The sequence below is a fragment of the Ruegeria sp. CF2 genome, from assembly GCF_056537385.1.
In genome coordinates this window covers 479,942-493,096 of the sequence record NZ_JBQFRL010000001.1, presented here as the reverse complement: position 1 = coordinate 493,096, position 13,155 = coordinate 479,942, and the positions used below count along the sequence as shown (strand labels likewise).

The 13,155-nt window shown below is 62.9% G+C and carries 13 protein-coding genes; all 13 read right to left on the bottom strand.

The features are described 5' to 3' along the window. Positions 1-11: 11 nt before the first annotated feature. Positions 12-875, bottom strand: a complete 864-nt coding sequence (locus tag ACR0IR_RS02435) for an outer membrane protein assembly factor BamD (RefSeq protein WP_170340921.1) — start codon at positions 873-875, stop codon at positions 12-14. Positions 876-1,000: 125 nt separating this feature from the next. After that, complete coding sequence (gene lpxC / locus ACR0IR_RS02430; RefSeq protein ID WP_170364555.1) at positions 1,001-1,921, bottom strand: UDP-3-O-acyl-N-acetylglucosamine deacetylase; 921 nt, start codon at positions 1,919-1,921, stop codon at positions 1,001-1,003. 213 nt (positions 1,922-2,134) lie between these two features. Continuing rightward, the gene (ftsZ, locus tag ACR0IR_RS02425) at positions 2,135-3,766 is read right to left on the bottom strand and encodes a cell division protein FtsZ (protein WP_170364557.1); all 1,632 of its coding nucleotides are present in this window, start codon (positions 3,764-3,766) and stop codon (positions 2,135-2,137) included. 344 nt (positions 3,767-4,110) lie between these two features. Continuing rightward, entirely contained in the window at positions 4,111-4,494 is a 384-nt protein-coding gene (locus ACR0IR_RS02420; RefSeq protein WP_367646582.1) for a hypothetical protein, read from the bottom strand. A gap of 19 nt (positions 4,495-4,513) precedes the next feature. Next, positions 4,514-5,848 (bottom strand): cell division protein FtsA, encoded by a 1,335-nt coding sequence (gene ftsA / locus ACR0IR_RS02415; RefSeq protein ID WP_170340912.1) that lies wholly within the window; start codon positions 5,846-5,848, stop codon positions 4,514-4,516. A 7-nt stretch (positions 5,849-5,855) separates the two neighbouring features. Next, a complete protein-coding gene (locus ACR0IR_RS02410) occupies positions 5,856-6,863 on the bottom strand; it encodes a cell division protein FtsQ/DivIB (RefSeq protein WP_170364558.1) in 1,008 nt (335 codons plus the stop codon). Next, positions 6,851-7,771 (bottom strand): D-alanine--D-alanine ligase, encoded by a 921-nt coding sequence (locus ACR0IR_RS02405; protein ID WP_170364559.1) that lies wholly within the window; start codon positions 7,769-7,771, stop codon positions 6,851-6,853. Before ACR0IR_RS02405 ends, ACR0IR_RS02410 begins: the two co-directional genes overlap by 13 nt. A 104-nt stretch (positions 7,772-7,875) precedes the next feature. Continuing rightward, positions 7,876-8,802 (bottom strand): UDP-N-acetylmuramate dehydrogenase, encoded by a 927-nt coding sequence (gene murB, locus ACR0IR_RS02400; RefSeq protein WP_170364560.1) that lies wholly within the window; start codon positions 8,800-8,802, stop codon positions 7,876-7,878. Between the two features lie 55 nt (positions 8,803-8,857). Continuing rightward, on the bottom strand, positions 8,858-9,100 hold the full coding sequence (locus tag ACR0IR_RS02395; protein ID WP_170357288.1) for a DUF2484 family protein: 243 nt from the start codon (positions 9,098-9,100) through the stop codon (positions 8,858-8,860). Further along, complete coding sequence (locus ACR0IR_RS02390) at positions 9,097-9,345, bottom strand: DUF2484 family protein (RefSeq protein ID WP_170340901.1); 249 nt, start codon at positions 9,343-9,345, stop codon at positions 9,097-9,099. Before ACR0IR_RS02390 ends, ACR0IR_RS02395 begins: the two co-directional genes overlap by 4 nt. Before the next feature lie 75 nt (positions 9,346-9,420). Further along, positions 9,421-10,830, bottom strand: coding sequence for a UDP-N-acetylmuramate--L-alanine ligase (murC, locus tag ACR0IR_RS02385; protein ID WP_170364561.1), 1,410 nt, complete (start codon positions 10,828-10,830; stop codon positions 9,421-9,423). Beyond that, a complete protein-coding gene (locus tag ACR0IR_RS02380; RefSeq protein WP_170364562.1) occupies positions 10,827-11,924 on the bottom strand; it encodes a UDP-N-acetylglucosamine--N-acetylmuramyl-(pentapeptide) pyrophosphoryl-undecaprenol N-acetylglucosamine transferase in 1,098 nt (365 codons plus the stop codon). The genes murC and ACR0IR_RS02380 overlap by 4 nt, the downstream gene beginning before the upstream one ends. Continuing rightward, complete coding sequence (gene ftsW / locus ACR0IR_RS02375; RefSeq protein WP_170357284.1) at positions 11,924-13,087, bottom strand: putative lipid II flippase FtsW; 1,164 nt, start codon at positions 13,085-13,087, stop codon at positions 11,924-11,926. Before ftsW ends, ACR0IR_RS02380 begins: the two co-directional genes overlap by 1 nt. Positions 13,088-13,155: the final 68 nt, after the last annotated feature.

The following is a 13,155-nucleotide window of genomic DNA, read 5'->3' as shown; positions in this document are numbered from 1 at the left end:
GACCATGGCGATTACAACCACTGGCCCTTGATGGTCTGGCGGTAGATCGTGCTGAGCCAGTTGTTGCCGCGGCTCTTGAGTTCAAGCCCGCGCGAGGTCAGCAGCTTGTAAGCCGCGTCATACCATTCAGACGACTGGTAGTTGTAGCCCAGGATCGCGCCGGCCGATTGAGCCTCGTCGACCAGACCCAAGGCCAGATAAGCCTCGACCAAGCGGTACAGCGCCTCGGCTGTGTGGCTGGTGGTCTGGAAATCCTCGACCACGACACGGAAACGGTTGATGGCCGCGGTATAGTGATCCTGACGCAGGTAGTAGCGCCCAATCTCCATTTCCTTGCCTGCCAGATGGTCGAAGGCCAGATCGAATTTCAGCACCGCCGAGGTGGCGTATTCGCTGTCGGGATAAACCTCGATAACAGTGCGCAGCGCCTGCAGCGCCTGGAAGGTCAGGCCCTGGTCGCGGCCGACCTCGTCGATCTGGTCATAGTAGCTGAGCGCCAGAAGGTATTGCGCATAAGCTGCGTCTTCGTCGGTTGGGTAGAAGTCGATATACCGCTGCGCGGCGGCGCGGCTTTCTTCATACTCCTTGTCCGAGTGGAACGCGAAAGCCTGCATGATCAGTGACCGCTTGGCCCAGTCGGAATAGGGATAAAGCCGTTCGACTTCGGAAAAGTACCAGGCCGCATCTGCGGGACGATTCTGCGCAAGCTCGTATTCGCCACGGGTATAGATCTGCTCGGGCGTAAAGCCTTCAAGGTTCTGGGACTTGTCAGCGCCCTTGTTACCAAACAGGCCGCCCGCGTTGCCGCAGGCCGTCAAAGTAGCTGCCAGAAGAATCGCGCCCGCAAGCCTGACTGCCGCTTTGGTGCCAACCATACCGCCCATCCTAGTCGTCTTGTCTCTTTGGGTAACCCCGGATTGAGCTTTGGTCTAGCACATAAAATTCCGGTGCAAAACGCCTTATCGGCCCCGCGACCGATTTGTCGCCGGGCCGTGCCGGATCAGGCAACTTCGGGGATTTCGTCCCAGACCAACCCCTGCCCGGGAAGTTGTGCGGCTTGCTCAGGCGTGCACAGCACCGGACGCACGGCGCCCGGTGTCTCGAACAGCTTGCGCAGCAATGTGTTGGTCATGGCATGGCCGGATTTCTCGCCGACGAAGTGACCAAAGATCGGGCCACCGGCCAGATACAGGTCTCCCAACGCGTCCAGCATTTTGTGGCGCACGGCTTCATCCTGGTAACGGAAGCCACCTGGTGTCAGCACTTCGGCCCCTTGAACAACAACCGCATTCTCCAGTGTGCCGCCCAAGGCCAGACCGTTTTCGCGCATCGCCTCGACATCGGTTCGGCGGCAGAAGGTCCGGCAGTCGGACAGTTCCCGAGCAAACGACCCGTTGCGCATATCCAGGATCTTCGACTGGCTGCCGATCGCAGTGTCTTCGAAATCAATGTGGAACTCGATGATCAAACCGTCTGCCGGCCGGATCGACGCACGGGCTCCTTCCCGCTCGGCCACGACCGGCTTGAGGACCTCATACGCCAGAACCGGGCTGGCCTGACGGCGAACGCCTTTGGCGATGATACCGCGCACGAAGTCGATCGAAGAACCGTCCATGATGGGAACTTCGGGTCCATCAATCTCGATCAATGCGTTGTGGATCCCGCACCCTGCCAGCGCGGCCATGATATGCTCGACGGTCGACACCGAAACGCCAGCGTCATTGACCAGGCGCGTACACAGTTGGGTTCTTTCGACCACATCGTAGATGGCCGGGATCAACGCATTGCCCAGTTCGATATCGGTCCGCTTGAACCAGATCCCGTGACCGGCAGCCGCCGGTTTCAGAACCATCGTCGCGGGCTTGCCGCTGTGCAGACCCACGCCTTTGAACGTGATCGAAGATTTGAGCGTCTGTTGCAAATTGAACCTCAGTGAGCGGTGTCCAGCCTTTTCCGGCTGTGTTGCACCCTCAGTTAAGGAAGGGCGGGTCAAGGCTCAACTCACTCTTTGCAACTGAATGAAACAGTTCTGCAACAGATCGGCAAAACCCTGCTTACTGGCACTTAAACGTTTGCATCAAAAGGAAAAAGGGCCGCCTCTCGGCGACCCCGTGAGTGGATATTGTTACCGCGATCAGTTGGCCTGACGGCGCAGGAAAGCCGGAATTTCGATCCGCTCCTGCTCGGGATCAACCTCTTCATGCGAGGGTGCCGTAGCGTCAGTCTGGCGCATCGCAGGCTGCTGCCGGGCCGGTTGAGCGGGGGTATCCGGGGCGTGCCCAGTCATCCGGTCGATCAAACGGTTGAACCCGAACCGCGGCCGTTCCTCAGCGGTGGGCTGGCGCTGCGGCGCCGGTTCCTGCGGGCGCGACGCGGTCAGACGCTGGGCCGAAGTCGGTACGTTCTGAACAGCTGCCTGCAACCGTTCCAGCGCGGCCGGCGAAGGCGTTCCAGGGGTATGCGGCACCTGTTGCGGCTGATAGCTTTCCGCCGGGCGTTCGACCGGCTCGGGTTGCGGATCGAACTCGGTGCTGCGCGGCTGGTAGGCCGGGGGAGGCAGCCCGTCGTCATCGTCCTCGACAGCCTCATCCGCGCCTTGACCGAATTGCAAAGTCGTGTGCGAAGGCTCTTCGGCCGCTTCAAACAGTGACGGTTCGCGCGGAGCTTCGGGCTGCGGAGCCGGTTCAGCAACTTCCGCCGCAACCGGAGCCGGCTGTGCTGCCTCTTCTTCCGCCGATACGGTGCGGGTCAGAGGTGCGGACATGGACCGGCGCGGAGCCGGCGCCTCGGAGCCGCTTTCGCTGGCGTCGATGCCGGTTGCCACGACCGATACGCGCATCTTGCCTTCCATCTCGGGGTCCAAAGTGGAGCCGACGATGATGTTGGCCTCGGGGTCCACTTCCTCGCGGATGCGGTTGGCGGCCTCGTCCAGTTCGAACAGGGTCAGGTCATGGCTGCCGGTGATGTTGATCAACACGCCCTTGGCGCCCTTGAGGCTGATTTCGTCCAGCAGCGGGTTGGCGATGGCCTTTTCCGCAGCCTGGATGGCGCGATCTTCGCCCTCGGCCTCGCCCGTACCCATCATGGCCTTGCCCATCTCGTCCATCACCGCGCGGACGTCGGCGAAGTCGAGGTTGATCAGGCCCGGACGCACCATCAGGTCGGTCACGCCCTTGACGCCCTGGTACAGCACGTCATCGGCCATCGAGAAGGCCTCGGTGAACGTGGTCTTTTCGTTGGCCAGACGGAACAGGTTCTGGTTCGGGATGATGATCAGTGTATCGACAACCTTCTGCAGCGCCTCGACGCCGTCCTCGGCCTGGCGCATGCGCTTGGCGCCTTCGAACTGGAACGGTTTGGTCACCACGCCCACGGTCAATACACCCAGTTCACGCGCAGCCTGCGCGATGATCGGAGCGGCGCCGGTGCCGGTGCCCCCGCCCATGCCGGCGGTGATGAAGCACATATGCGCGCCGGCCAAGTGATCGACGATCTGTTCGATGCTTTCTTCGGCGGCGGCGGCGCCGACCGATGCGCGGGCGCCTGCGCCCAGACCCTCGGTCACCTTGATACCCAGCTGCACCCGCGCCGACGAGCGGCTTTGCTGCAGTGCCTGCGCGTCCGTGTTGGCCACCACGAAGTCAACGCCGTCGAGTTGTTTTTCAATCATGTTGTTGACGGCGTTTCCACCTGCACCGCCTACGCCAAATACCGTAATCCGAGGCTTGAGTTCGTCGTGCCCGGGCATCGAAAGATTCAATGTCATGCTCTGTCCGCCTGTATTTATGATCCCGCAAAGCGGTGTTTTTCTTGCCTATCCGCTTGTGATTCTACCTTTCCAAACGTCAAACGTCACGCCAAAAATCGCGTGAATCCACAAAATATGGAAGAAATAAGGCGGTTTTTCGCGGCATTTCGCCCGACTGCGCAAATCTAGCGGTTCAGGGCGGACAGACCACCACACACGCGAAAACCCCCAGCCTGATTTGGCGGGTGCGATGCTGGACATCCTGTTCAAACTGCGGCTGACTGCTCGGGTCCTGCCGATGAGCCTCTGACGGGCCTTCTTGATATTCTGAGGGATAAATCCCTGCACCGCAACCAGAATTTTCAGCTGATGGGAACGGAAGGACAATCCAGGCCGTCGTCCGAAAATCCGCTGACTTCCTGGATTTCGCCATCCCCCAGCCGCGCGATCCTGACCAGCAACCGCCCATCATGCTCGAATGGCCACCAGCATACCGGGCCGGGCTCGGTGTCATAGAGGAAGCACAGCTTGCCGTCCGGCGTCGTGATCTGGCCATAGACACAGCCTTCGCCCTCTCGCCGCCAGACCGAGCGGGTTGGGCTGAGGAACTCCTCAGTGCCCACAAGCATACCGCTGGTCAATTCGTGGAACGTGACGGTTTTTCCGACCACCGCTTCCAGGAATGCTTCGGGCGAGATACGGCTCTGCGCGACAGCCGCAGCCGGAACCCAGGCTGCGCAAAACACCGCAGCCCGGAGCAGGAACCTACCAGTTGTCACGGAACCAACGCACGGCACGCTTGAATGGCCGTGCTGCGTAGGTATCAACCGGGATTTCAAAGTCCCACCATTCGTCCTGCGGATGCGCCGCAAACAGCGCAAGACCGACCGCCGAGGAGAACCCTGGGCCTGTCGCAGATTGCGGCAACCCATGCACACGCAGCGGTCGACCCAGACGCACACGCTGACCCAATATGCGGCTGGCCAGCCCATCCAGACCTGGGATCTGACTGGCTCCACCGGTCAGCACGATCTGTTGGCTTGGCATATGTTCGAACCCTGCAGCGTCCAGCCGAACACGGACTTCCTCGAGGATTTCCTCGACGCGCGGACGCATGATGCCGATCAGCTCGGCACGGCTGACGGTACGCCGGTCGTGTTCCCAATCCCCGGTGTCGCCGCCAATGTCGATCATGTCGCGGTCATCGGCTCCGGTGGCGTGAACCCCGCCATTGAAGGTCTTGATCCGCTCGGCAACCGAGGCGGACACACCAAGCCCCATCGAAATGTCACTGGTGACGTGATCCCCGCCCATGCGGACACTGTCGGCATAGATCATGTGCTTTTTGATGAAGAGCGAAACGCCGGTGGACCCACCGCCCATGTCGATACAGGCCGCTCCAAGTTCCTGCTCGTCTTCAACCAGCGCAGAAATCCCCGACACATAGGCCGAGTTCGCGATGCCGGCCAATTCCAGGTCGCACCGCTTGACGCAACGAACGATGTTCTGAATCGCCACCGCATCGACCGTCAACATGTGCATGTCGACCGCAAGCGTCTGACCCATCTGCCCCCGCGGGTCGATCAAGCCAGATCGGTTGTCCAGAGCGAAGTTCACAGGTTGTGCATGCAGCACCTCACGCCCTGCCCCATAATCCGGGACATCGCAGGCGTTCAGGACACGACCGATCTCGGCCTCGGTCACCAGCTGACCGTCCAGATCCACCTGCGCATCCAGCCCATAAGACCGAGGGTTTGCCCCCGAGAAACAGGCGATCACATGGTCTACCCGGATATCGGCCATCTTCTGAGCGGCCTGCAGCGCGGTGCGGATGGCGCGCTCGGTTTCCTGCATGGCCGTGATCTCTCCAAAGCGCACCCCGCGCGATCGGGTCGTCGCCGCACCGATCACCCGGAACCCGGTCTGCCCGGCCATGGACCCGATCGAGTTGTCCTCGCTGAGCCGCGCCGACCCATCAAACCGCAGCACAAGACAGGCGATCTTGGAACTTCCGACATCCAGGATCGCAACGACACCGCGTTGCATGGCCTGTCTGCGCATCTGGCGCATTGCGCGTTGAGACTGATAGAGATCCGTCATCATCGTATTACTGCCCGTTACCCATAGTCACTTTTGTATTCCACCAGTCTGCGCTGGCGGCTTCTGTCATCCGAATGGTCGGCCGCGCCCCTATGCGCATATCGACCACGGCAACATCCCGTTCCAAAAGGTCCTGCACCTCGTTCACCGCCAGTACACGCTCGAGCGCACGCACCGGACGTTCCGTCGGCAGCATGACCCGTTGGCCTCGGTCCAGAACCAGGTCCCAGCGCCGCTCGCCGACGCGGACCAGACCGCGCACTCGGCTGCCTAGGCTGCGCGCGGTGGCGAGAAGTTCCAGTGCCTCGGCCACATGCTGATCTGCGCCTTGACCGGCAATCAGCGGAAGATCGGAGCGCTCGGTCCGAGCCGCGATCTCGGCCACGTGGGTGCCCGTTTCGTCCAACAGCTGGATGCCTTCACGAGTGCGCCAGACGATCACGGGCTGACGTTCGACAACATCGACCTGCAGAATGCCGCCCGGACGGATCCGCACGGTTGCCGATTTGACCGGGTCCAAGCCGGTGATCGTGTCTCGGATCTGCTCGACATCCAGGTCCCAAGAACTGAGCGGGAAGTCCAAAGGCACGACTTCGCGGATGTCATCAGCAAGGCCGGCCCCCGCCCCGTCGATCGCCATGAGCTTGACCATGAATTCAGGACGCTCCTGGAACGACGTAATCAAGTTGTCCACCTGCGCCCGAACCGCTTCTCGCCGATCTTCGGCTGCGAAGTAGAGCCCAACCGTCGCCACGACCGCGCAGAGCGGCACTCCGATCTTGACCCCCAGCCGGATTCCCGGCGTCAGCATCCATCGCTGGAACCGATAACTGAACCGCGACGGTGCCGGGTCCGCACGGCCTCTGCCACGGCGGAACAACCGACCACCGCGCAACCGCAATTTGGGCTCAGCACGTTCGGCGTCGGCGTCCGCAGACTGGAACTCGGCATCAGGGCCGGACAGAGGCTTGGCGCGGTGGATCACCGGCGCACGAGTGGCGGTCAGCGGTCGCATGAGGCGTCCTCGACCATCCAGGCGCAGAGCTGGCCGAAGGTCATGCCCAGATGCGCGGCTTGTTCAGGCACCAGCGAGGTGGGGGTCATACCCGGCTGGGTGTTGGTCTCCAGTAGGAACAGGCCTTCTTCGCCCTTGGCGTCGTCCCAGCGGTAGTCGGTGCGGCTGACGCCCCGGCACCCCAGAACCTGGTGGGCGCGCAGGGCATAATCCATGCATAGATCGAAGATCCGCTGCGGGATGTCGGCGGGCAGCACGTGGCGCGATCCGCCGGGCTTGTATTTGGCGTCGTAGTCATACCAGCCGTCGGTCAGGATCTCGGTCACGGTCAGGGCGCGGTCGCCCATCACGGTCACCGTCAACTCGCGCCCGGCCACGTATTGTTCGACCATGACCTGTTCGGGCATGTCATCCGACAGCTGCGGCGGGCCGTTCGACCCTTCGAACACAAGGTAGATCCCGACACTGGAACCTTCGTTGTTGGGCTTGACCACATATGGCGCAGGCATGACGTGCCCCGCCATCACGTCCGATTTCGGAACGATCACGCTGTCGGCCACCGGCAGGCCGGCCGCGCGGAAAACCTCTTTGCTGCGCTGTTTGTCCATGGCCAGCGCCGAGGCCAGCACGCCGGAATGCGTGTAGGGCATTCGCAGCCACTCCAGCAGACCCTGCACGCAACCGTCCTCGCCCCAGCGGCCATGCAGGGCGTTGAAAACCACGTCTGGCTTGATGTCCTGCAAACGCGCACAAAGGTCAGGACCGGCGTCCAGTTCGACGACCTTAATCCCTTCTCCCACAAGGGCGGCTGCGCATTCGCGCCCGCTGCTGAGAGACACCTCGCGTTCCGCCGAGGGGCCACCCATCAATACCGCCACTTTGGGGTTTGTCCTGCTCGACCTACCCACGTTCGTGCGCCTCAATGTCCCCGGACCTTATCTGGTGGTCCGTATTTCGTTATGCCTTTGATCCGTCGCCTGAATTTGCCTGTTTTGGTCTGACGGTCGGGGCTTTAATCTGTCAGCGGATCACCGACCCGCATGATTTCCCACTCTAGCGTGATCCCGCTTGTTTCGTAAACCTTTTTTCGCACCTCTTCGCCCAGCCCTTCGAGGTCGGCGGCGGTGGCGTTTCCGGTGTTGATCAGGAAATTCGAATGCTTGGGGCTCATCTGTGCGCCCCCGCGCCGAGCGCCGCGCATTCCGGCGTCGTCGATCACCTTCCAGGCCTTCAGGTCGTGTACATCGTCTGCCCGCCCGGTCGAGGAAAACCCGGCCGGATTGCGGAAGGTCGAGCCGGCGCTGCGGTCCTTGGTGGGCTGGGTCTCGTCGCGCTTTTTCAGCTGCGCCTCCATCCGGGCGTGCAGGTCGGCCGGGTCACCCGCCGGGCCCTGGAACGTGGCCGACATCAGCACCGCGCCTTCGGGCAGGTCGGACTGGCGATAGCGGAAGTTCAGGTCGGCGGGCATCAGTTCGACCACCTCGCCCTGCCGGGTGACGATGGTAGCCGACTTCAGAACATCCGCCGTGTAGCTGCCATAGCACCCGGCGTTCATCCGCACGGCCCCACCGATGGAACCAGGGATGGTGCGCAGAAAGGTGAGGTCCACCCCCGCATCCGCCGCCTTGCGCGCCACATGCGCATCCAGCGCGGCCGCCCCCGCGGTGACGGTGGTCCCGTCGACCGCGATGCCGTTGAATCCGCGCCCCAGCCGGATCACAACGGCCCGCAAGCCGCCGTCGCGCACGATCAGGTTCGAGCCGACGCCCATGGGAAACACCGGCACCTCGGCCGGAAGATGGCGCAGGAAAGCCTTCAAATCCTCAAGGTCAGCCGGCTGAAACAGATAATCCGCCGGGCCGCCGACACGCAGCCAAGTGAGGTCGTTCAGTGGTCGGTTCGCCGTCAGGCGGCCTTGAGGCGTTGGCAAAGTGGTCATTGAGGCTAGATCGCGGATTCGGCGGGGCGTGGCAAGCCCGTTCCAAGCCGCAGGGTCAAATCCGCCGCCGCAGCCACCGCCCAAGGTAGATCACCGGCCAGCGCAGCACCGACATGCCGGCGGCCAGAACGAACAGGCCAACCCACGGGCCGTTTTCGTAGGTGACATAACCCAGGATCGGAATGCCCACCGCGATCAGCGCATAGGCGCGGGTCCAGTGGTTGTCCTTGCTGGGGATCATGGCCAGCACATTGGCGGCGACGCCCCAAAGGGCGGCAAGTGCGATCGACCAGCTCATTGCCCCACCTCGCGGCCCGACCATTTGCGCCAGTAAAACCGGATGGGGTTGCGGAACATCGATACGAACCCGGCAAAGGCCAGCACTCCGATCAGCCAGCCATGCGCTACGCCCAGCCAGGCGATCAGAACCGGCGCGCAGATCAGCAGCACGATGCCCGGCGGGAATTGCAGGCGCATCGGCAGCAGCGCCACGACAGTGGCGCAGATCACCCAAAGGGCGGCAAAGATGACGGAATAATCCATGGCTCTCTCCGCAAATGAGTCACGCACCAGGGCAGCGACACATCCGCAAGTTGTGCACCCAAATGCCTGCGAACGTCAAACGGCTTGTTTGACCTTCAGCCGGTCCGGCAGCGCATTGGCCCAGGCACTGATGGTGCCGGCGCCCAGACAGACGACCATGTCGCCGGGCCGGGCCTGTTCGCGGACCAGACGCTCCAGGTCGCCTTCGTCCAGCAACGCGCGCGCGTGGCGGTGGCCGTGGCGGATCAGGCCCTGCACCAGATCATCGCGGCTGGCGCCTTCGATCGGGTCCTCACCGGCCGAGAATACCTCGGCAATGGCCACGACATCGGCATCGTTGAAACAGGCGCAGAAATCGTCGAACAAGTTGGACAGGCGCGAATAGCGGTGCGGCTGGTGCACCGCGATCACGCGGCCTTCGGTCGCCTGACGCGCGGCCTTGAGCACCGCCGCGATTTCCACCGGGTGGTGGCCGTAGTCGTCGATGACGGTGACGCCGTTCACCTCGCCCACCTTGGTAAAGCGGCGGTTGACGCCGCCGAAATTGGCCAGCGCGTCGCGGATTTCAGCGGTTTTCATGCCCAGATGACGTGCCACGGCCACGGCCGACAGCGCGTTTGAGACGTTGTGATCGCCCGGCATCGGGAGGGTGCAACCCTCGACCACGGTATCCTCGTATTGCAAGTGGATGTCGAAATGCGCGATGCCACCCTTGTAGGTCAGGTTGACTGCACGCACGTCGGCCTGAGCGTTGAACCCATAGGTGCGCACGCGGCGGTCGGTGATGCGGCCCACCAACGCCTGAACCTCGGCATGGTCGGTGCAGCACACCGCCAGACCGTAGAACGGGATGTTCGAGACGAAATCATGAAAGCCCGCGCGCAGCCGGTCGAAATCACCCCAATGCTCCATGTGCTCGGGGTCGATATTGGTGACGATGGCAATGGTCGCCGGCAGCCGGTTGAACGAGCCGTCGGACTCGTCGGCCTCGACCACCATCCATTCGCCCTGCCCCATCCGCGCGTTCGAGCCATAGGCATGGATCACGCCGCCGTTGATGACGGTCGGGTCGAAATCGCCCGCCACCATCAACTCGGCCATCATGGTGGTTGTGGTGGTCTTGCCGTGGGTACCGGCGATGGCAATGTTGGATTTCAACCGCATCAGCTCGGCCAGCATGTCGGCGCGGCGCACCACCGGCAGGCCCAGCGCACGAGCGCCGTCCAGTTCAGGGTTGCCCGGCTTGATCGCTGTCGACACGACCACGACGGCCGCGTTGTCGAGGTTCTCAGCCCGCTGACCCACGAAAATCTCAGCCCCCAGCGACGCCAGACGGTCGGTGATCTTCGACGCTTTCAGATCGGATCCCTGCACTTGGTACCCAAGGTTCAGCAGCACCTCGGCGATGCCCGACATCCCGATGCCGCCGATGCCCACGAAATGGATCGGTCCGACATCCTGCGGCAGTTTGGTTGCTGGATTCATGGGGTCTCCTTCTGCGCCAGCTGTTCGACAAGGGCCACCAGACGCTGGGTCGCGTCGGGCGCCCCGACCGACAGGGCAGCATGGGCCATTTTCTGTGCGGCTTCGGGGTTGGTCAGAACCAGTGCGATTTGCTCGGTCAGGGCGGGAACGTCAAGCGCATTTTCGGGGATCATGATTGCCCCGCCCGCCTGCACCAGCCCTCGGGCATTGGCGGTCTGGTGATCGCCTGCGGCGGCGGCGAAGGGGATCAGGATCGAAGGTCGCCCGATCACCGAGATGTCGGCCACGCTGGACGCACCCGAGCGGCTGATGACCAGCTGCGCCTCGGACATGCGGCGGGGCACGTCGTGGAAAAAGGGCTGGACCTCGGCCAGAATCCCGTGGTCGGCGTAGAAGGCGCTGACCCGTTCGGTGTCCTCCTCGCGCGCTTGGTGAGAGACGCGGATATACTGGCGCAGGCTCTCGGGCAGTGCAGCTATGGCGCCGGGAACTACATCGCTGAGGATACGGGCGCCCTGGCTGCCGCCCATCACCAGCACCGACATCGGATAATCTCCGGGCGGGATGTAGGGCGCGGCCGCACGTTCCAGAACGGCAGCCCGGACGGGGTTGCCGGTGTGGATACCGTGGGCGCCCTCGGGCAGGTCGGTGGGCCAGACACCGCAGGCCACATGCGCAACCCGCGTGGCGAACAACTGGTTCACGCGCCCCAAAACGCCGTTCTGTTCGTGGATCATGCGGGGCAGACGCAACATCACCGCCGCGCTCAGCGCCGGGATCGACGGATAACCACCGAACCCCACCACCACGTCCGGCCTGTCGCGCAGCAACTGGGCCGTCATCCCGGCCACACCGGCCGCGATCCGGGGACCGGCCAGCGCCTTGGCCGCCAGCCCGCCGCGGGCGAATGTGGCCGAGGACACCTCGACGATCTCGGTTGAATGCGGGAAACCGCCGGTATAACGCGCGCCGCGCGCATCGGTGGACAGGCGCACGCGCCAATCCTTGTTAAGCATCGCCTCGGCCAGCGCCTGGGCGGGGAACATGTGGCCCCCGGTTCCGCCAGCCGCGATCAGCAAATTAGGGTACGTCATCAGCCTCGTCCGCGCAGAATGTCGCCCAGCTCGCCCTGAGGCCGCGACCGCGTGAACGCCAGCAGCATCCCCAACGCAATACCACCCGCAATCAACGACGAGCCGCCGTAGCTGACGAAGGGCAGCGTCATGCCCTTGGCCGGCAGCAGGCGCACCGCGACGCCCATGTTGATCATCGCCTGAACACCGAACATGCAAGCCAGTCCCGTGCCTGCCAACCGGGTGAACATGTCACGCTCGCGCATCAAGCGCAGCAGGGACCGCACCACGATGATTGAATAAAGCGCGATGATGATCAGCACCAGGATCAGGCCGTATTCTTCGGCCGCGACGGCGATGATGAAATCGGTATGTGCATCGGGCAGCGACCATTTCACCTGGCCCTCACCGACCCCAACGCCAAACAACCCGCCCTCGCGGATTGCGTTGGTGGCATAGCCCAACTGGGTCGTCGGATCGACCTCTTGATTCAGGAAACCATCGATGCGCCGGGCGAAGTGTTCAGAATTGGCGTAGGCGAACATGCCACCCAAGACGACCGCTCCGGCCATTCCCAGCAGCAGGAACATCGGCGCACCCGCCACGAAATACATCACGCCCCAGCCGAACAGGATCAGACAGGCCTGACCGAAATCAGGCTGCATCACCAACATGCCAACGATCGACATACACAGCGCAAACGACCACAACCGCCCTGGAGGACCATTGATTTCCTGCGCAGCGGCCAGCAGCCAGGCAGCCACGACAATGAAGCCCGGCTTCAGAAACTCGGACGGTTGCAGCGAGGCGAAGCCCAGCGAATACCAGCGCACCGCACCCTTGCCGAAATCGGTTCCGAAGACCGGCAGAAAGGCCAGCGCAACAAATGAGGCCAGAAAGCCCAGCACCGCCAACCGGCGCACCAGGGTGGGTGACATCATCGAGGTCAGCATCATCGCGATCAGCGCCAACACACCGAAAAGGGCCTGACGCTCGACATAGTGAAACGGATCGAAACCGTTGCGCTGCGCAAGCGGCGGCGACGAGGCCAGCCCCAACAGAAGCCCGATCGCAAAAAGGATCAGCACGCAGGACATCGTCCAGCGGTCAATCGTCCGCCACCATTTCGGAAGGATCGGTTCACCGCGCTGGTCCTGGACCGCGCCATACACCATCTCAGTCATGAGATACCGCCACTATCTGCCTCGTTACCGTCCCGTTTTCGGGATCTGTTTGAGAGTTTACAGGGAAA